Consider the following 20,058-nt stretch of genomic DNA (forward strand, 5'->3'; position numbering starts at 1 on the left):
TCGTCATGAGTTTCATGTCTTCGAAAGCATTACGCGCCAGCGTGGCATCTGTGGCGCTTCTGGCCATACTTAGCGGGCAGGCCGATGCCGAGACGTCTCGGTGGTCTGCGGCGAAGGCCAATTCTTGGTATGGCCAGCAGCGCTGGCTGGTGGGGTCCAACTTCCTGCCGACCGACGCGATCAACCAGTTCGAGATGTGGCAGGCCGATACCTTCAACCCGGCCGAAATCGACAAGGAGTTCGGGTATGCCGAGGGCATCGGCATGAACACCATGCGCATCTTCCTGCAAGACCAGTTGTGGGCGCAGGATCCGGAAGGCTTCAAAAAGCGCATCAATATCGTGCTCGATCTGGCGGCCAAGCACCACATCAAGCCGATGCTGGTCCTGTTCGATTCCTGCTGGGATCCGAACCCGAAGCTGGGGCCGCAGCATCCGCCGATCCCCGGTGTGCATAATTCCGGCTGGGTGCAGTCGCCTGGCACCGCCGGCCTGATGGACGAGGCTGGCTGGAGCCAGTACGAATCCTATGTCAAGGGCATTGTCGGTGCCTTTGCCAAGGATGACCGCATCCTGGCCTGGGATGTGTGGAACGAGCCAGATAACCAGGGCGGCGGCAATTACAAGCAGCTCGATGAAGCCACCAAGACGACGCAGGTCGCCAAGCTGCTGCCGCAGGTCTTTGCCTGGGCGCGGACGCAAGACCCGATCCAACCGCTGACCTCGGGCGTGTGGCACAATGACGACTGGTCGCCGAACGGTAAGCTGAACGCGGTTGAGCGCGTGCAGATCGACGAGTCGGACGTCATCAGCTTCCACAGCTATGACTGGCCCGAACGCCTGGAAGAACGCATCAAGTCGCTGCAGCCCTATGGTCGTCCGCTGATCATGACCGAATATATGGCCCGGGGTAACGGCTCAACGTTTGATTCAGCCCTGCCGATGGCGCGCAAATACAATGTCGGCGCCATCAACTGGGGCTTCGTGCTGGGCAAGAGCCAGACCAACATGCCTTGGGACTCATGGGAAAAGCCCTATACCAAGACCCCGCCGACCCTTTGGTTCCACGATATCTTCTATCCGGACGGTACACCCTATCGTGCCGCCGAACCGGCCCAGATCAAGGCCATGACCGCAGAGGCCGAAAAAGCATTCAAGAAGAAGTAGGTCGCACAGCAGTCGGGCATGAGGCCGCAGAGAGGGGCATCTGTAAAGGTGCCCCTTTTATTTCTGCTATTGGAGATGGAGCGCGGATTTCGCCCGTTCGTCCGCATTACAAGCGGCCTGATACAATCGGTCACCATATTTCGCTTGCCTTCGCAGCGGCATTTGGGCTTGGTTGCGACCGAAGGTCAGATGACTCGCTAGCAAACTAAGGTCCAAGAAATGAAGATTACGATGATTGGTTCAGGCTATGTTGGCCTGGTTTCGGGAGTGTGTTTCGCCGAATTTGGCCACGACGTTGTCTGCATGGATCTCAACGCTGACAAGATCGAAGGCCTGAAGAAGGGCGTCATCCCGATCTTCGAGCCGGGCCTTGAGGACATGACGCTCGATAATGTCAAGGCCGGGCGCCTGACCTTTACCACGGATATCAAGGAAGCCGTTGCCGGCGCCGATGTTGTGTTCATCGGAGTAGGCACGCCGCCGCATCCGGAAACTGGACACGCTGACCTGAAATATGTCTACGCCGCCGCGCGTGATATCGCCCGCTCGGTCGAGGGGTTCACGGTCGTGGTCACCAAGTCGACTGTGCCAGTAGGCACTGGCGACGAAGTCGAGCGCGTCATCCGCGAAACCAATCCGGAGGCTGATGTGGCTGTGGTTTCCAACCCGGAATTCCTGCGTGAAGGGGCGGCGATCAAGGATTTCATGATTCCAAACCGCATCGTGGTCGGCATCGAGGACGAGCGTGCCCGCCCAGTCATGACCGAAGTCTATCGCCCGCTGTTCATCAACCAGTCGCCGCTGATGTTCACCACGCGCCGCACCTCCGAGCTGATCAAGTACGCCGCCAACGCCTTCCTGGCGATGAAGATCACCTACATCAACGAAATGGCCGACCTGTGCGAAGCGGTCGGTGCCAATGTCCAGGAAGTGGCGCGCGGCATCGGGCTCGATAACCGTATCGGCACCAAGTTCCTGCATGCCGGTCCCGGCTATGGTGGCTCCTGCTTCCCGAAGGACACCCTGGCTCTGGTTAAGACGGCGCAGGATTTTGGCGCGCCGATCAAGCTGATTGAGACCACCGTGGATATCAACGATACCCGCAAGTCGAAGATGGCGAAGAAGGTGATCAAGGCCCTGGGGGGCAGCGTCACAGGCAAGACGGTGGCCGTGCTTGGCCTGACCTTCAAGCCGGAAACCGACGACATGCGCGATTCACCAGCTATCACAATCATCGAGGAGCTGGTTGAGGCCGGCGCCACCATTCGCGGCTTTGATCCGGAAGGCATGGAGAACGCCAAGGCCGTCCTGCCGCCGATTACCTATTGCGAAGGCGCCTATGACGCGGCCACCGGTGCCGATGCCGTAGTCATCGTCACCGAATGGAATGAGTTCCGTGGCCTGGACCTGAAGCGCATCAAGGCGGCGCTGACCTCGCCCATCCTGGTCGACCTGCGCAACATATACCGCAAGGAAGAGGTGGCGCGTCACGGCTTCATCTATTCCTCGATCGGAAGACCGAGCGAGGATATTGCCGCCGCCGAATAAGGCTGCAGTGACAGGGAGTCTCAAGGCGTGAGCGACTGATCTATAAAGCCTGTCTGGACACCTGCAGGATCACCGCCGGCATGGGCGGGCGCCCCGGTTCCCCGAAGAGGAAGCCCTGGGCCTGAGGGCAGCCTTCTTCATGCACCATGCGTCTTTGCGCCTCGGTTTCGACTCCTTCGGCGACAACCGGAAGCTTCAGGCTGCGGCCCAGACCGACAATGGCACGGACAATGGAACGGGCGGCGCCATCGGCTTCCAGGGCGCTGACAAAGCTGCGGTCGATCTTGAGCTTGTCGAAGGGGAAGCTCTGCAGGTTGCTCAGGGACGAATAGCCGGTGCCAAAGTCGTCCATAACGATCCGCACGCCTAAGGCCTTGAGGCGTTTGAGGGTCTCCAATGCGCCACGCTTGTCGCGGATGAGTACCGACTCGGTGATTTCTATTTCAAGCCGGCCCGGTGAGAGGCCTGTTTGCTTCAGGACACTATCGACGACATCGACGAGATTTGGCACCTGGAACTGTACGGTCGAAACATTGACGGCTACGATCAGATCGTCGCTCCAATGTGCGGCGGCCTCGCACGCTTCGGTCAGCACCCACTCGCCCAGTGCAACGATTGTGCCGCTCTCCTCGGCAATGGGAATGAAGCGCTCGGGCAGAATCTGGCCCAGGTCGGGGTGATTCCAGCGCAACAAGGCTTCATAGCCGGAAATCTGTCCAGTGGCGGTAGCAACGAGCGGCTGATAGGCGATTGAGAGCTGGCTACGCAGAATGGCGTGTCGCAGATCATGTTCAAGTGCCCGCCGGGCGCGGACTTCATTGTCCATCTCCAGATCGAAGAAACGTGCATTTCCGCGACCGGCCTGCTTGGCGCGGTAAAGGGCGATGTCGGCACAGTGGCGCAGGCCATCGGCATCGTGCGCGTCCTGTGGACCCACGGCCACACCGATCGAAACACCGACGGCTGTCGGATCGCGTGCCGTATCCATTTCTTCTGCAAAGGTGGCAAGGATGCGCTCGCACAGATGACGCGCCGCTTCGGGTTGCGCGCCCCCCATCTGGACGATAACAAATTCGTCGCCTCCGATCCGCGCCACGGTGTCGCCGGCGCGCGTCGCTGAACGCAGGATGTCGGCCACTCGACGCAAGATCTCGTCGCCTCTGGCATGACCGAAGATATCATTGACCGCCTTGAAGCGATCGAGATCAAGGGCAAGCACGGCCAGGGTGGAGTGCGCGCGCTCCGTCATCGCCAGGGCCTGATGCAGGCGTTCTTCCAGCAGGGTGCGGTTTGGCAGGCCGGTCAGGCCGTCATGGCGAGCCATGTGCTCAACCTGACGCTGGGCCAGTTTGGTCTCGGTGACATCATGTATGCCCAGCACATCGGATAGGCGCCCACGGTATTCCAGCTGATGCCGGGTAACCTCTACCTCGCGCATCTCACCGGAAACCGGGCGAAGAACACCATCGACCGCCAGAACACCCGCTGCTGAATCATCGTCGATCAGGTCGAATGTCAGATAGGTATCAGGTGACTGCCCGATCATCTGTTTCAGTGACACTCCGCAGAGTGCCGCCATGCGCGCATTGCTTTCGATGATCCGGCCATCGCGACAGATCAGCAAACCATCGAGCGTGGCATCGGTCAGGCCTTTCAAATCGGTTAGATAACGGTCGAGAAATACGGCGAGAGCGGACAGCGTGATCAGAGCCGTCGTAGCAATGAATATAGAGCCCGTGAGCCAGGTTTTGCTCAGGCTGGTCTCTGGAATGGCTATTCTAGGGTCCGGCACGATCGCCATGGCCGTCATCCCGCCAAAGTGTAGACTGACGATCCCCAGGACAAGCAGTAGCGGCGGGGCGATCAGGCGGGCGCGATGAGGCAGGTGGTCGAAGGCGAGGAAGGCGGCACAGACAAGAATGGCCGAGATAACACTCGCCCAGAAAGCAGCCGACAGGTTGATTGAAATTCGACCTGGTATTTCGATCGCGGCGATGCCGGAATAATGCATAACGGCTATGCCCAGGGTCAGGATGACGCCGGTCACGGTCGCGCCCATCAGCCCTGATCTTGCAGGGATTGCAACGAGGCCTATCCACCATATGCCTATTACAAAGGCCACGGAGGCGATGGTCAGGCCCGGTGCGAATGACATGGGGACGCTGCCCTTGTAGGCGAGCATGGCCAGGAAATGTGTGGCCCAGATGCCTACGCCACCGGCGACCGCAGCCGTCAGGCGCCAGTGGCGCTGGCGATTATGCGTGCACTCCTGCGCGCGATTGAGCAAAAGGAAAAAGGTAAAACATCCGATCAGGCAGATGCCCGCCGCCAGCACAACCAGCGTGTAATCATGCTGGTGGGTGATACATTCCACTATGGAAAACATACACTAAACTCCCGCAATGCGGGAACGGTAACAACATAAGGTTGCTTCGAGTTTAACGCGAAATAATTCAAATGTGTAACATTGGGTTGTGCGTCGTGACACGTGAACGTATGAGGCAGGTTGATCTGCGAGTGGCTGTATAAGGGCTTACCGGCCGCTTGTTTGTCCGTGTCGGAAAGATTATCGCCTTCAATCCCAGCTTTTCTGACTGAAAATTTATATCGAACGCGTTTGTATGAGGGCCTGCCGCCAGAAGTCGCGGTAAGGGCTGGCAGTAGGCTGTTTACCTTACAGAGGAGCGAGGCCATGACCGCTATTCCCGCCACCCTTGCGGCCGCCGACAGCGCCGCGGCCGTCGAACTCACTCTCGACGGCCTCAAAAAACACACCCTGACCGAGAGGGAAACGCGCGATGATATACTGACATTGTTCGATATCGAGCTGTCGAACGAACAGGCGCGTCAGATGTCCGGTTATCTCAACCGCATGCTGGCTATCGTCCGATCCGGTGACATGACGGCGGGGGAAGCCGCGCGCGACATCCGTGAAGTGATGCAGTCGGTAAATCGCAATAGCTGACTAGAGGCAGATGGTCCGGCTGTTTTTAGCTACCTATTTGTATGCGCTAGATGTGTTTGTGCCGCTGATCGACTTGCGCCAGAAAGACTGTTGTTCCTTCGCTTTACGGCTTAGGCGTGATTGATCTCAGTTCGCCTGCCAGCCGCCACCGAGGGCCAGAAAGACTTGAACCTGGTCGGCGGCCAGTTTCGCATCGGCGCCGGCCAGGACCTGATCGGCCTGAACCACCTGGCGGCGGGCGTCGAGTACCGGCGCCATGCCGATCCGTCCAGCCTTTTGCAGTCTTTGCGTTTCCGAAAGGGCTTCAACCGCATGATCGTGTGCCGTTTGCAGTTCGGCGCGCTGATCGAGATCGCGGGCGTAAGCGTTGAGCGCGGTTTCGGTTTCGCGTAGGGCGGTCAGGACCGCGCCATCGAAGCGGGCCTCGGCCTCGTCGATCTGGGCGTCAGCACTGGCAATCCCGGCCTTGGCTCGTTTGCGGTTAGGGAACTCCCAGCTGATCAGCGGTCCCAGCCCGTATTTCATCGTATCGTAGCGCAGGAAATCGCTGGCCAGACCAACCGATCCCACCGAGGCGCCGAGCGCGATGTGCGGATAGAGCGCTGCATTGGCCACGCCAGCGCGCGAGGTGGCGGCCTTCACCTCGGCCTCGCGAGCACGCACATCCGGACGGCGCTGCAGGAGGGCTGCGCCATCGCCCATCGGAATGGGGTGCGACAGCTTCGGCAGGGCGTTGCAGGTGCCTAAATCAGCTGGCAGTTCGGCGGGCGCCCGGCCGGTCAGGGCGGCCAGCCGATAGAGCGCTGCCTGATGTGCCGCCAGAAGGGCGGGCAGGGCGGCGCGCACTTGCGCTTCTTGACCGCTGGAACGCGTGACATCCGAGGTGCCGCCGCGTCCGGCCTTGACCAGCCGCACAGTCAGTTCGGTGCTCTCACCCTGCAGGTCAAGCGCCTGCTTGGCAATATCGATCTGGTGGCCGGTGGCGCAGGCATCGAGCCAGGCGCGCGTCGTATCGGCAACCACGCTGATGCGCACGGCGTCATAGGCGGCCTGTGCCGCCGCGACATCGGCATGGGCGGCATCGATAGCGGCCCTGACCTGACCCGCCAGATCGACCTGATAGGAGATGCCGGCCTTGGCGCTATAGAGATAGTCGCTGGGCAGGTGTTCGCCGATCAGCAGATATTCCTGCGCCGAGGGCTGGCCATATTCCAGCCCGGCCGATATCTCGGTCTTTACGCCGGCATCGTCCTTGGCCACATCGAGGCCTATGCGGGCGCGCTCTATACGCGCGGAAGCAACGCGCAGGTCGGTATTGGCGATGAGGGCGTCCTTAATCAGGCCGTTCAGCCGCTCGTCATTGTAAAGCTTCCACCAGTCGCCCGGTACGGCATTGGCGGTGAAGGCGGCATTGTCGCTGTTCTCGAAGGGCGCATTGGCGGGCGGGCGGTTGATCGCCGCCGTATCGGCGCGCTTATAGACCGGCGCGGTGGCGCACCCGGCCACCATCAGGGCCAGCAGGCTGACATAAAGCGGGCGCATTACTTTACTCCCGCTTTCAGCACTTCGACCGTGGCCGTGCGACCCGCCACCAGGGCGGTGTTCGGCGGCAGCTTGTCGATATGGACGCGTACAGGAATCCGCTGCGCGAGACGCACCCATGAGAAGGTCGGGTTGACGCTGGCCAGCAGGGTCTGACCCGAGCCGCCGTCACGCTCATCTATACCGCCGGCGATGCTGTCTACATGACCCTGGATGAAGGCATCGTCGCCCATCAAACGGACGCGCACCGGATCGCCCAAGCGGATATGTTTCAGCTTGGTTTCCTCGAAATAGCCGACGATGTAGAGCGAATTGCGGTCGATGATGGCGAATTCCGGGTGGCCCGAGGTGGTGTAGTTGCCGGGTCGCAGGGACAGGTTGGTGACCGTGCCGTCGATCGGGGCGCGCACCTCGGTGCGATCGAGATTGAGCTGTGCCGTTTCCAGGGCCACGCGTGACTGGGCCAGCGCCGCCGTCAACTGCGCTACCTTGGCGTCGCCGGCCTGCGTCACTTCTGTTGCCACCAGATCGCCGAGGGCGTGGTTACGGGCGGCTTCCGAACGCGCCTCGGTAATCGCCGGCATCTGGGCGGTCAGGGCCGCTTTCGCCTGGTCGACCGCCAGCTGGTAGCGCGGGCGATCGACGGTAAACAGCAGGTCGCCAGTCTTGACCTGCTGGTTGTCGCGCACCGCCACAGCGGTCACGAGACCGGAGACATCCGGAGCGATGCGGACGATGTCGGCGCGCACGCGGCCGTCACGCGTCCACGGCTCGTCCTCATAATGATGCCACAGGGCGCGGCCCACGAAGAGGGCGATGATGACCGCGACGACGGTCGGGATCAGTCGGATAAACAGGGTCTTGTTGAAGGTCGGCATGGCAAACACACAAAATCAGTTCAGAGTGAGGAGGTAGGCAAAGCCACCCCACAGGATGACGGTCAGGGCGATATCGAACAGGCCGCGGTGCCACACCCAGCGGTAGGCACCGAGCGCTTGCATGCCCCACTCGAGGAGGCGGGCGGCCGCGAAGGCCAGGATGGCGGCCGCCAGGAGTGGGTGGATATAGACCCCGGCGATATTCAGTTCTTCGGTCATATGGTGGGCTCGAATTGGGGAGGGGCGGCGTCGGGGAAGAGGTTGCGGCGCAGGCCGGTCAGAGCCACGAGGGCGCCTATCGGGCGCGGTTCCGCCAGTACCGTGTCGATGCGCTCACGCAAGGCCGATGACGGCTTCAGGCTCTCGCTATGCTCAAGGGCGGCAAAATGGCCCGACACTGCGTCAAGCAGGGTGGCGATCTCGGCATCGTCCAACTCTTTCAGCACCAGCAGGTTCAGGCCGGTGCGCAGGTCGCGCAGGGCATCGGCGGCGGCCAGACGGTCATGGGTCGAGGCGCCGGACAGGCGCGGCGCCAGGAGCTGGACGCGGTCAAGCATAAGCCCGGTCCATTCACCGGCACTGACGCGCGACCGTGCGTCTGCGATGGTGGCCAGTTCGCGCCAGCAGGCCTTGAGCACGCGTCGGGCAATAGTCTGAGGTCCGACAACCCGCAACAGGCGGGTGGCGAATATCGCGCCCGCGACACCCACGACCTGAGCAAAATTGGCATTGGCGAAACTGGCGAAATCGGCAGAGAAGGTGTTGGTCAGGGCAAGACCCGTCGTGAAACCCATCGCCAATGGCATGATGCGGATGTACCATTTCGGTAAGGGCAGCAGCACACCCATGAGCAGAAGCGGTGGGGCCAGCACCACACCCAGCATGACGAAGCCGTGCACCATCGGCAGGACGGCAAACTGGTAAAGCGCGATAAGGGGCAGGGAGATAACAGTCCAGGTCAGGAAGCCGCGCTGGGCAGTGGTCGGATCGTCCAGGGTGGCGAAGAAGCAGCACATGACGGCGGCAATCATCGGGGCGATCGATCCTTCCGGCCAGCCGGTCAAAATCCAGAACAGGCAGGTGCCCACAATGGCGGCGAAGGTGGCGGCGGTGGAAAGCAGTGCCATGCCGTAATCGAGGTGCAGCGGACGCACGATGCGCTGGCTGACGAGCGCGCGGGCGTCCGGGCTCAGGGTAGAGGCAGGCTTGCTCAAGGAGGCGCTCAGTTCGCGCGACAGCCGCAAGAGGTCGATCAGTTCGGTCAGGCGGGCCAGAAGGTTATGTGCCAGTAGATTGGCCCAGCCGGTTATGGGCGTTTCAGACCCAAGACGGATGATGGCTGCGCGCAATGCCAGGGGATCGTCACGGCGGTCCATTTCGACCCAGGCTCTTGTTTCATCGAGCAGCGCCTGGACATCGGACGTTAGTCCGTCCGCCTGCTTCAGGCTCTGGACGCGGTCCTCGATGGCCGAGATCAACGGCACCAGCAGCATCAGGCGATCCTGCAGGGCGGCGATGGCGGCGCGGGTCGGGCGCTGGGCTTCAGTGTCATAGGGAATGTGGGTCGCCAGCATATGCAACTCGGTGATGTCGGCGGCGATTGAGCGCCGCTGGGGCGCATTGCGTGGCAGGATATGACCGGACAGGGCGCTGACAATCCAGGCTTGCGCATCACTGGAAATGGCGGCCAGCTTGGCTTCGAGCACGGCAGAGACGCTGCGTGGGAAGAAAAGGGTGTGCATCAGCGAGGCGCACAGGACGCCGACGCCGATCTCCTGGGCGCGCAGCAGGGCGATCTGGAAAATCTGGTCAGGGTGATCGACGCTAGGAAAGCCGATAAGGGCCGCGGTATAGCCAGCCAGCATGAAGAGGTAACTGCGCGGGGTTCGGTCCAGTAGAGACAAAAACTGACAGGCGCAAACCCACAGGGCTAGGCTTATGGATAAAAGCACCGGGGCATTGGCCATGGTCGGCACCAGCCAGATCGCGGCGGCGCCGCCAATCAGGGTGCCGCCAAAGCGATAGATGGCCTTGGAGCGCACCGTGCCCGTCAAGGGCTGGCTGACGATATAGACGGTAGCCATGGCCCAAAACGGCCGCTCCAGCCCGATGATCAGGGAAATATAGAGGGCCAGCATCGCCGCCATGAAACTGTTGGCGGAGAACACCCATTCGCGCAGACGGATCATGCCTAGCCCCTGTCGTCCATATTGCGCTGGAAACGAGCCAGCACGCGGGCCGTCGTCTCCAGGTCGGTCGCGCTGATGCCGCCGAGCAATTGCGAACGCACGCTGTCGGCGGCGATCTCGGCGCGGGCGGCCAGATCGCGGCCAGCGGGAGTCAGATGCAGGGTCTTGGCGCGCTTGTCCTCAAGGCAGGGGCGGCGTTCCAGAAGCTCGGCGCGTTCCAGCTGGTCGAGCAAAGGCACGAGCGAGGGCGGTTCGACACCCAGGGCTTCGGCCAGGGCGCTTTGGCGAACACCGTCGTCCAGCCGGCCCAGCAGCATGACCGGCAGGCCAAGGGTATGAGAAACGCCAAAGCCGAGGAAGGCGCGGTCGACCTGCTTGCGATAGGCGCGGCCCAGCGGCGCCAGAAGGGCGGTGATCGTGCGTTGTGAGGCTTTGAGCGGGGTCATGGCAGGATGGTAAACTAATATTATTAGTTAGATAACTAACTATATGGGGCTGCCTTGTCAAGCGCTCACAGGCAATTTTGAAAAGAAAGACGGAGCCGGGAGCGTTTATCCCTTTGAAATCTGGAAAAGCGCCAGACGATTGGTCAGTTGCGGCAGGTCACGCAGCGGCCGCAACAACAGGTTCGACAGGGGCGGCAGAGACCAGTGGACCGGTGCCTGCGGTTCTTCAGGAATGCGGAATAGGTCGAGCAGGAACCAGGGCGTGTTCAGCGAGGTCAGGGCCACCAGCGGTGCCGACAGAACCAGGCTGGTAATAATGGTGGCCATGATGGCGACGGTCGTCGGGGCGAACAGGGAGACAATCACAACCAATGCCAGGCCGGCAACTGTATGCGGCCCGAAACGCCTGGTCAGCTCGCGCGGGCAGACCGCATAGCCCGAGCGGCGCTGCGCGTTCCATCCACTCTTGCGTCCGGTCAGAACCGAAATGACAATGGCTGTATGAGTCAGCATGACGATGGGGGTCAGAAGCGTGGAAATGACCGTCTCGGCAATGAGGCTCAAGGTCGCTTCGAGCGTGTCGCCGAATCCCTTGTGGCTTTCTTCACGGGCATAGATGTCGAGGAAGGCCAGAATCTTCGGCACGATCAGGAAACCGACGGTGATGCCCAGCATGACTGACAGGGCCGGGCCCGAGAGATCGTCGGCATTGGTGTGGCTGACGGTCAGGGCGGAACCGATGGCTACCATCGCCACCCAGATCGGGGCAATTAAGTAGTTAAGGATACCACGCAGCAGGTGGAAGCGGTTGATCCAGTGAAAGCCGGAGGCATTCAGCAGGGCGGCGTGCTGCAGATTGCCCTGACACCAGCGGCGGTCACGCTGGAGCGTATCCATCAGTGTCGGCGGGCTTTCCTCGTAGGAACCGCCCAGGCGGGGCGCCATGTGGACGGCCCAGCCGGCGCGGCGCAGCAGGGCGGCCTCGACGAAATCATGGCTCATGATGTGGCCGCCGAAAGGGGCGTGGCCGGGCAGATGCGGCAGGCCGGCGGCCTCGGCGAAGGCGCGGACGCGGATGATGGCGTTATGACCCCAGTAATTGCTTTCGGCACCGGACCACCAGGCGATGCCGCAGGCGGCGGCCGGGCCGTAGAGGCCCGCGGCAAACTGTTCCGCGCGCGCAAACAGGGTCTTCTGGTTGATCAGGCGCGGCGCTGTCTGGATCAGGCCCACGCCCGGATGCGCTTCCATGGCGCCGGCCAGCCGGACCAGGGTATCGCCGGTCATCAGGCTGTCGGCATCGAGCAAGACCATGTGGGCATAGGCCCCGCCGAAGCGCGTGACCCAGTCAGCAATATTGCCGGTCTTGCGGTCGGTGTTGACCAGTCGGCGGCGATAATAGACGGGCAGTTCCCTGTCCGTTTTTGAGAATACACGCAATGCGATGCGCTCGGCCTCAAGGGCTTCGGCCTCGCGGGTATCGCTCAGGACGAAGATATCGAACTGGCTGCCCTGACCGGTACGCGACAGCGAGCGGCGCATGATTTCCAGACGTTTCACCACGCCTTCAGCGTCCTCATTGCAGATCGGCATGAGGATGGCGGTCCGGCGCCTCAGGGCTGGAATGGCGGATTGCGGCGTCAGACCAAGATCGTCGGCCTCATAATGCTGTGCCCAAAGACCCAGACAGAAGGACAGGAAAGCGAAGGCCATCCAGGTAAACAGGAAGGCAAACAGGACGATAAAGGCGACTTCAAGCGGCTCCCAGCCATGCCAGCTCAGGGAATCACCAACGATCCACGTGCCCAGCGCGCCGAGGCTTATGGCGGCGCCGAAGATGAAGATACGGCGAAGGTTTATATCGGCGGGCGAGGTCGCCGGCGGGTGGGCATAGAGCTTGCCACTGCCGAAATCCTGCGCGGGCATGAGGCGCGGGGCCTCGGGCGGGAGCCAGGCACCGGCGCTGTCCACGGCTATTGGGGTTGCGCTCGAGATTTCGGCCAGTTTCAGGTCGTCCATCTGAATACCCATGTCTCCGTTACCGCTACGTCATTCCGGCACAGAACCAGACGTAGGTCGGCGTTTTGAACATCTGCCGGCGCACCCGCCGGCGGTGTGAATAGAAATGAGGCCCGGATATGACCGGGTTGATCCTGCGGCTGCAGCCGGACCGGACCGGCGCTCCCCGATGAGACTGTTAATCTAGGGGTCAATTGTGCGGATTCGGTGGCGGGTAAGACAAAGTCGACAACGAACTGGCGCGCCTCGGGCACGTTAACGGCGCGACCTGCCCGTGTTTTAACAACTTTTCCCACTGGCGGCGGAGCAATATTCGGCCCACCCCAGGTAATATTATACTTATAATCGTAGCGCTTTCCGGCCTGCAGGGGTGCCGTCGGTCGCCAAAAAGCCACGATATTATCCGCCGTTTCCTCACGTGTCGGCAGCTCGAAGAGATGGACAGATCCCTTGCCCCAAGATGTGGCGGGCTTGACCCAGGCGCTGGGGCGCAGCTGGTAGCGGGCTTCGTCGTCATCATAGGCTTCTGGGGCTGTTTCACGCTGCATCAGGCCGAAACCGGCCGGGGCCTGATCGGCGAAGGCGCTTTCCTCGACACGGGTGGGGTTTTCCAATTGTCGCCAGATGTATTCACCCTTGCCGGTGGTCATCTGCAGACCGTCGGAATCGTGTACTGCCGCGCGGAAATCGTCGAAGCGGCCCGGACTGGAGGGACCGAAGAGGTACATGCTGGTCAAGGGCGCGATGCCAATCTGGCTGATCAGCTTGCGTGGAAACAAGACCGATTGCACGTCAAAGACCGTGGCCGTTCCGGGTGTGATGCGGAAGCTGAAGGCGCCAGCGATGCTCTGGCTGTCCAGCAGGGCATGAACGCGCATGGCGGTTTCGCCCTGGCCCGGCCGCTCGATCCAGAAGCTGCGGAAGACGGGAAATTCTTCGCCCGCCGGATCGCCGGTGGCAATGGCCAGTCCGCGGGCTGACTGGCCATATTGCTGGCCACGTCCCAAAGAGCGGAAATAGCTGGCGCCGAGAAAGGTGACAATTTCGTCGAGATCGACGCCGTTCTGCGAAATGATGCGGAACCCGGCGAAACCGGTATCGGCGGGCAGGGGTGTTTCCAGGGGCGGGTCGTAGAGGAACTGCTCGGGGCGATAGGTCAGAAGGGTCGCCTGGCCGGCCGCCACTTCATAAAGGTCGATCTTTTGCGTAAAAAGCCCGCCACGATGGAAGAACTCGACGCGGAAAGCCAATCCGTCATTAACCCACAGGGCCTGCGGGTGCAGGAACTGAATACGGCGATAGGCATCATAGCTTAATCCGTCCAGTTCTTTTGGGAGCTTGGTATCTGGGGGAGAAAACGGACGGTCGGCCAAATGCCGCGCCTGATCAATCACCGTGTCGAAAGAGAAGGCGCGCGCCTTTACCGAATTGGCTAAGGCCGATGGGATGTGGCTTATAGAAGCAAGGCCGGCCGCGCCGGCGGCCACAATCAATTTGCGCCGATCCATTTTCATGCGCGGTCGCTGCCTGTATCGATCTTGATGTGTCTGTAAGACAAAAACACCTACCTGCCTGCCTTCTTTGCACCGGCTGTTGATAAATCTCGCACGAGCAATAAATTTTCGATGTTGATTGTGTGCACAGCAACATGTTTCGGCATCGCAAAATAACCGGGAAAGTGTCGGCAATGGGGCAAAGGTTAATTTTGTTTACGCTTTTTAAGAGAAAAACACGCAGGTGAGGCGCCCTTAAAAAGAATAAAGCCCGGTTCGCATGGCGGCGGACCGGGCCTTATTCTTATTCAGATGGCTCTCAGGGTGTGATGAAATCGTCGCCCTTGCCGTCCTTTTCCGCCTGCTCCAGCAGGACGCGATCCTTGTCGGTGACGAAACCATCCTTGTCGCGGTCATGGTGCTCGAACATTTTCACACCGGAGGCCAGGTACTCATTATAGTCGATGAGACCGTTCTTGTCAGTGTCCAGCACACCGAAGCGGACATGAGCCTGGCGCATCTGGCGCTGCTGTTCCTCGGTACGCTTTTCCGGATCGGCGATCTTGCTGAGCTGCAGCATCAGACGGCCCTCATATTCGCTGACATATTCGACCTCTGTCAGGCTGCCGCTTTCATCGAAATCGGCCTTTATGAAGCCGACCTGGCGGCCGGCCTTCAGTTCGGCCATGGAGACCTTGCCGTCACCATTCAGATCCTGCTCTTCGATGAAGGTGGTGATGGAATGCGAGGCCGCCTGGGCCAGGGGGGCGCTTGCCAGAAGCGGCAAGGTAAGGAGGGCCATGGAGATAGAGGGTTTCATTATAAGACCTTGTTTTTGTGGCTTATTGGGGAAGGACTTCGAGGGTGAGGGTGGCGGTATTGCTAAGCCACAGTCCGGGCGTATCCGGTGAGGCGCGACGCACGCGTGTCTGGATCAGATAAAGGCCGGCCCTGGACGGTGTGAAGCTGGTCTGGCCGGAGGCATCGGTCTTCAGTTCAAGATCGGGGGTTTTGCCATTATAGGTTTCGCCGTCGGCGATCACGGTCACCTCGGCCTCTGCTAGCCCCTTGCCGTTTTCACGCACGGCCAGCTTGAAGGGTTCACCGGCATAGGCGTCGTAGGGCGCGGTCACGGGGTGGATTTCGACGCCGGCCTCGGTCGTGATGTCCTTGTAGGCCGGAGCGCCGCGGGTGACATAGACATCGGCGCGGGTGATGCTTCGGACATCGACGGCGGTCTCGCCGGGATTGAGGGCGCCGCCGCCTTCAAGGAAGCGCACCTGTCCGTCTTTCAGGGCCGCCTTGGCTACGCGGCCCTGACGGACACCGGACGTAATCAGCCAGGTACCGTCGGCTGTCAGCGGGACCTCGAGGAAGGTGGCGTCCGAAAGTGTGGCGGCCGGGGTGAGCGGTGTGACCTGGCCATCGGGCGAGACGGCATGGAAGGCGTCGGACTTCATGGCAACATCGGGACGCAGATCGCCTTCGGCGAAGGATGCCTCAACCGTGACGTGGGTGCGTTTGCTGTCCGGCGTGAAGGTGTTGGGTTTCATATAGGGCGAGTGCGCCAGGGCGGGCGCGGCCATAAGAGCGGCTAGTGTCAGGGTAAGCAGGCTGGTCCTCAGATTACGCATCATGTGTGTGACCCTTTTCGGTCTGTGGCGGAAATGTCAGGTTTAAATACTGCGAATGATTCTTATTGGCAATGCTGTTGACATTGTGGCCGCTATCGTGAATGAGAATTATTCTCATATACCGGCCGTTGCCGCCGTAACAAGTTTTATTTTCGATCTGAGGAGTTTTAGATGTCCCCCCTTAAACACGTCCATCTGATGGCAAGTACCGCACTGGTTCTATGCCTGGCATCCGCACCCGTCCTGGCCCAGGAAGATACCAGCCAGACGACGACCACCGACGCGACCACCCAGTTGTCGCTCGGCAAGATTGTCGTTTCGTCCGGCAAGGAAAAGGTAGCCATTGATACGCCGCAATCCGTGACCGTGCTTGATCAGGAAGACATTGATAACGCCCAGGCGGGTACGGTTGGCGACCTGCTCGAAGACGTGGTCGGCGTCGATTCGGCTGGCGGTGTGTCTTCGCTGGGGCAGGGGCTCAACATCCGCGGCATGGGTACGGCCCTGTCAGAATCCGACAGCCGCGTGGTCTTCACCATTGACGGCGTCACCAAGTTCTTCGAAGGCTACCGCATGGGCAGCCTGTTCACCGATCCGGAACTCTATAAGCGTGTGGAAGTGCTGCGCGGGCCGTCGTCCTCGACGATATATGGCACGGGCGCCCTGGCCGGCACAGTCAATTTCACGACCAAGGACGCCTCGGACTTCCTGAAGGGCGATGACCGCTTCGCCCTACGCACCAAGGTCGGTTATGTCAGCAATGGCAATGGCACGCTGGCCTCGCTGATCTCGGCGGTGAAGCCCACCGATAACCTCGACCTCCTGATTATGGCCAACAGCCGGACTTCCGAAGATTATACCGATGGCAATGGAGATACGGTTTCGCCCTCGCAGGCTTCCGGCGCCTCGGCTCTGGTCAAGACGCGTTACTATATTGGCGGCAATCGTAAGCACAGCGTCTGGGCTTCGGCGCAGAAGTGGCGCAGCGATTCCTGGCAGATGTACGACCAGCAGGCCGCCGCTTTCACCAGCATGGTGCGCCGCCAGACCGAGGACACCAACTATGTCATCGGCTATGACAATGACTTTGCCGGCAATGACTGGCTGGACCTGAAGGCCCAGATCGCCTTTGATGAGTCGGCCACTGACCAGACCGACAATGAGTTTGCGCCGACCTCGCTCGGCTACAGTTCGCAGTACATCTATAAAACCGTGCAGGCGAAGATTGAGAATGTCTCGACCTTCAAGACCGGTCCGCTCGATCATTTCCTGACCGTCGGTGTGCAGACCTATGATCAACAGCGCCGGAACCCGCGTTACAGCGCTACCGGCACGGTGACCAACGGCGCCACCACCCACCCGGAAGGCGACATGAACCGCGTCAGCTTCTATGTGCAGGACGAAATCCTGGTCGGCAGCAAGCTGACCCTGATACCCGGCGTGCGCTATGACCATTCCGACCTGAAGCCCGGCGCCGGCACCTATGAATACGGTACGACCGGCACGGCGTCCGAGGTCGAACTGGACGCCTTCTCGCCCAAGCTGGCCGTGCTCTATGCCGTGACGCCGCGCATCAATATCTTCGGCTCGCTGTCGCACACCGAGCGCTTGCCGATCCTCGACGAGATCTATACGCGTGGCACCACCCAGACCATCAGTCTGAACCTTAAACCGGAAGTGTCGGAAAACAAGGAAATCGGCGCCTCCTATGCACACCGGGGGCTGTTTAGCGATAATGACGGCCTGAACCTCAAGCTGACCATCTATCAGAACGACATCACCAACCTGATCACGCGAACCTCGACCACCGCCTCGGCCTATACCAATGTCGGAGAAGCGCGCTATGCTGGTGCCGAACTGGAAGCGGAGTACGCCGCGCGCCGGTACTATACCCGCGCCTCCTGGTCGACGGTCAACGGTTATAACAAGGACACGGGCATCGCCTTCAACACCATTCCGGCCGAACAGCTGAACCTGACGGCCGGCTGGGTCGTGCCGACCTGGAGCCTGTCCTTCGGCTGGCGCGGCGAATTCGCCGGCCGTCAGAATTCCTATTCCTCCACGACCGGCATCGTGTCATCGACGGCGGATTCCTACGATGTGCAGAATCTCTTCCTGACCTGGCGGCCACAAAACGGTGCCCTGGCCGGAGTGGATGTGCGCGTGAACTGGGACAACATCTTCGATGTCTATTACAAGCCGCAGCTCAGCTACCTGCCGGCCGCCGGTGAGACGCTGCGCGTGACCATCGGCAAGACCTTCTAAGCCGAATGGTATCGCCCAAACGACTGATCTGGGCGACCGGGGGCTCCGTTGCGATCAACGGGGCCCTTCTGGCCTTGCTTGTCCTCACCCTTCCCAGGACAGTGGCCCCTGCCGTAGATGATACCCTGTGGGTATCTCTGGAAACGGCCGCCCAGACCCAGACCGCGGGCGAACCGTCCGAGGCACCGCCGGCCCCGAAGCCGGCACCAACTGCGGCCCCAATTCCAGCGAAGAGTGCCGCCTTGGCACCGGCCCCTTCCAGCGCGCCGGCAGCGCCGGCAGCGCCGGCGCAAATGGCCGCCCCGCCGCCGTCAACACCTTCGGAAAACAAGCCTACTCCGCCGGTCAGTCCCGCCAGTTCCGGCGCTGGACCCAACGTGCCTGCCGGCCCGCCGGCAGCGGCTGGATCGATGCAAGGGGGGGCTCGTGCGCCAGCCCAGACCTCCGTTCAGGCAACCGCGTCGCCGCCCGCTGCCTCCGGTGGCGCAAAACAGGCCGCCGGCTATGCCGCCAGGGTGCGCGCCCATATCGAAAGCTTTAAAGTCTATCCGCCCCAGGCCCGCCGCCGTCACCAGACCGGTACGGTCGGTTTTGCCTTCACCATCGATCGGCAGGGCAGGGTCCTTTCAGCGCGCGTGACCAGATCCTCGGGCGTGCCCGCGCTCGACCAGGCCGCGCTTGACATGCTGGCCGCCGCTCAGCCCCTGCCAAAGCCGCCCCCTGACGTACCCGGCGAGCCGATCGGCATGACTTCACTTGCAGAGTTTGGCCTTGCCGAGCAATAAATTATGGGAACGTTGCTGGTATTAGTCTTGAGATCTCAACCGGCTTCGCTGCCGTCATTCATCTGGGATTCCAGGAATTTGCGGACATTTTCGATGTGACGCCACATAGCGACATAGGCCCCCTCGGCATCGCGTCGCAGTAAGGCTTCCACCAGTTCGTTGTGATCCATGACCCAGCGGTCGCGATAGTTCGGGTCGCGGATGCGCTCGCTGAGGCGCGCCCACAAAGGGTTATTTTCCCGGCGATTGCGGAGTTGCTGGACCACAGCCACCAGTTCCATATTCTGGGTGGCGCGCGCGATCGTCAGGTGAAAGCGGATGTCCATGGCTTCTTTGACTTCGCCATAGGGCGCGCGCTGGTGATCTTCGTAGGCTTCGGCAATAGCTTTCAGGTCGAAATCGGTGGCGTAGGTGGCAGCCAAGCGGGCAATGTGACTTTCCAGCCATTGCCGCGCCTGCAGAAGTTCGAAGGGGCCCGCGGCGGGCAAGGCATCCGGCATTTGACTGGCGGGTATGTCATCAAGCTGGAGCGCCTGGGCTTCCCAGGCACGGCGTGTGACGTATATGCCCGAACCTTGACGCACTTCGACCAAGCCCTTGACCTCAAGCATGACCAGGGCGTCGCGGATAACCGCCCGGCCCACATCATAGGCTGCTGCGAGCTCGCGCTCACTTGGCAGACGTTCCACAGCCTTGAACTCACCAGCCATGATGCGTTCAATCAGGTTCTGTCCCACAGCCTGATAAAAGCGGGGTTCCTTTTCGGGTGATGTGATCATTTGTGCCTTTTGCGGGCTTGAAGCGGACTTTCGCCCACGGGCATTTGCCTCTGCCGCAGGTGTCGTTGGCAATATGGCGTGTCCCTCGGGCGCATACAATGGTCTTTTTTGTGAACCGGTCATCCAGTTTTGCCCTGATCAATGCGCGATTTGCGAAACTCATGTGCAGGGCACCGGCAGAATCGTATCGGCATTTCTGAAATTTTTGGTTGAACTGTTATCGCTCACATTGGATTGCGATGCAACAGAGTGGGTGTCTGGATAACCAATTGTCGGAGCGTGTCAAGACTGTGTCAATTTTTTAAAACGACGCTATTTTTCATAATGCATTGAAATATATTATATAAAT

At 60.8% G+C, this 20,058-nt stretch carries 16 protein-coding genes; 5 read left to right on the top strand and 11 right to left on the bottom strand.

The window, feature by feature from the left end; genetic code table 11:
• Positions 1 to 5 precede the first annotated feature (5 nt).
• Both QM647_RS15475 and QM647_RS15480 read left to right on the top strand, forming a co-directional pair.
• Positions 6 to 1,166 (top strand): 1,4-beta-xylanase, encoded by a 1,161-nt coding sequence (locus tag QM647_RS15475; RefSeq protein ID WP_414996445.1) that lies wholly within the window; start codon positions 6 to 8, stop codon positions 1,164 to 1,166.
• A gap of 219 nt (positions 1,167 to 1,385) precedes the next feature.
• Positions 1,386 to 2,714, top strand: coding sequence for a UDP-glucose dehydrogenase family protein (locus QM647_RS15480; RefSeq protein ID WP_414996446.1), 1,329 nt, complete (start codon positions 1,386 to 1,388; stop codon positions 2,712 to 2,714).
• A gap of 40 nt (positions 2,715 to 2,754) precedes the next feature.
• On the opposite strand, the gene QM647_RS15485 is transcribed toward QM647_RS15480, so the two are convergent.
• Positions 2,755 to 5,100: an EAL domain-containing protein gene (locus QM647_RS15485; RefSeq protein ID WP_414996447.1), complete on the bottom strand. Its 2,346-nt coding sequence runs from the start codon at positions 5,098 to 5,100 to the stop codon at positions 2,755 to 2,757.
• A 306-nt stretch (positions 5,101 to 5,406) separates the two neighbouring features.
• Here QM647_RS15485 and QM647_RS15490 point away from each other — a divergent pair, with 306 nt between their 5' ends.
• Positions 5,407 to 5,679: a hypothetical protein gene (locus QM647_RS15490; protein WP_414996448.1), complete on the top strand. Its 273-nt coding sequence runs from the start codon at positions 5,407 to 5,409 to the stop codon at positions 5,677 to 5,679.
• A gap of 126 nt (positions 5,680 to 5,805) precedes the next feature.
• Here the strand turns inward: QM647_RS15490 and QM647_RS15495 are convergent, their stop codons facing one another.
• From QM647_RS15495 to QM647_RS15535, 9 genes are all read right to left on the bottom strand, one after another.
• Entirely contained in the window at positions 5,806 to 7,221 is a 1,416-nt protein-coding gene (locus QM647_RS15495; protein ID WP_414996449.1) for an efflux transporter outer membrane subunit, read from the bottom strand.
• Complete coding sequence (locus QM647_RS15500) at positions 7,221 to 8,099, bottom strand: efflux RND transporter periplasmic adaptor subunit (RefSeq protein WP_414996450.1); 879 nt, start codon at positions 8,097 to 8,099, stop codon at positions 7,221 to 7,223. The genes QM647_RS15495 and QM647_RS15500 overlap by 1 nt, the downstream gene beginning before the upstream one ends.
• A 15-nt stretch (positions 8,100 to 8,114) precedes the next feature.
• Complete coding sequence (locus QM647_RS15505; RefSeq protein WP_414996451.1) at positions 8,115 to 8,318, bottom strand: DUF1656 domain-containing protein; 204 nt, start codon at positions 8,316 to 8,318, stop codon at positions 8,115 to 8,117.
• Positions 8,315 to 10,288: an FUSC family protein gene (locus QM647_RS15510; RefSeq protein WP_414996452.1), complete on the bottom strand. Its 1,974-nt coding sequence runs from the start codon at positions 10,286 to 10,288 to the stop codon at positions 8,315 to 8,317. The genes QM647_RS15505 and QM647_RS15510 overlap by 4 nt, the downstream gene beginning before the upstream one ends.
• A 2-nt stretch (positions 10,289 to 10,290) precedes the next feature.
• Positions 10,291 to 10,734 (bottom strand): MarR family winged helix-turn-helix transcriptional regulator, encoded by a 444-nt coding sequence (locus QM647_RS15515; protein WP_414996453.1) that lies wholly within the window; start codon positions 10,732 to 10,734, stop codon positions 10,291 to 10,293.
• Between the two features lie 105 nt (positions 10,735 to 10,839).
• The gene (gene mdoH / locus QM647_RS15520; protein ID WP_414996454.1) at positions 10,840 to 12,765 is read right to left on the bottom strand and encodes a glucans biosynthesis glucosyltransferase MdoH; all 1,926 of its coding nucleotides are present in this window, start codon (positions 12,763 to 12,765) and stop codon (positions 10,840 to 10,842) included.
• Positions 12,741 to 14,267, bottom strand: coding sequence for a glucan biosynthesis protein (locus tag QM647_RS15525; RefSeq protein WP_414996455.1), 1,527 nt, complete (start codon positions 14,265 to 14,267; stop codon positions 12,741 to 12,743). The genes mdoH and QM647_RS15525 overlap by 25 nt, the downstream gene beginning before the upstream one ends.
• 298 nt (positions 14,268 to 14,565) lie before the next feature.
• Positions 14,566 to 15,066: a hypothetical protein gene (locus QM647_RS15530; RefSeq protein WP_414996456.1), complete on the bottom strand. Its 501-nt coding sequence runs from the start codon at positions 15,064 to 15,066 to the stop codon at positions 14,566 to 14,568.
• 22 nt (positions 15,067 to 15,088) lie between these two features.
• Positions 15,089 to 15,883 (bottom strand): DUF4198 domain-containing protein, encoded by a 795-nt coding sequence (locus QM647_RS15535; protein ID WP_414996457.1) that lies wholly within the window; start codon positions 15,881 to 15,883, stop codon positions 15,089 to 15,091.
• Between the two features lie 168 nt (positions 15,884 to 16,051).
• Between QM647_RS15535 and QM647_RS15540 the strand changes: the two genes are divergently transcribed.
• Positions 16,052 to 18,145, top strand: coding sequence for a TonB-dependent receptor domain-containing protein (locus QM647_RS15540; RefSeq protein WP_414996458.1), 2,094 nt, complete (start codon positions 16,052 to 16,054; stop codon positions 18,143 to 18,145).
• A gap of 101 nt (positions 18,146 to 18,246) precedes the next feature.
• A complete protein-coding gene (locus QM647_RS15545; RefSeq protein ID WP_414996459.1) occupies positions 18,247 to 18,930 on the top strand; it encodes an energy transducer TonB in 684 nt (227 codons plus the stop codon).
• 35 nt (positions 18,931 to 18,965) lie between these two features.
• Here the strand turns inward: QM647_RS15545 and QM647_RS15550 are convergent, their stop codons facing one another.
• Positions 18,966 to 19,709, bottom strand: a complete 744-nt coding sequence (locus tag QM647_RS15550; protein WP_414996460.1) for an FCD domain-containing protein — start codon at positions 19,707 to 19,709, stop codon at positions 18,966 to 18,968.
• Positions 19,710 to 20,058: the final 349 nt, after the last annotated feature.

It is taken from the genome of Asticcacaulis sp. (assembly GCF_047605585.1).
Taxonomy (GTDB): domain Bacteria; phylum Pseudomonadota; class Alphaproteobacteria; order Caulobacterales; family Caulobacteraceae; genus Asticcacaulis.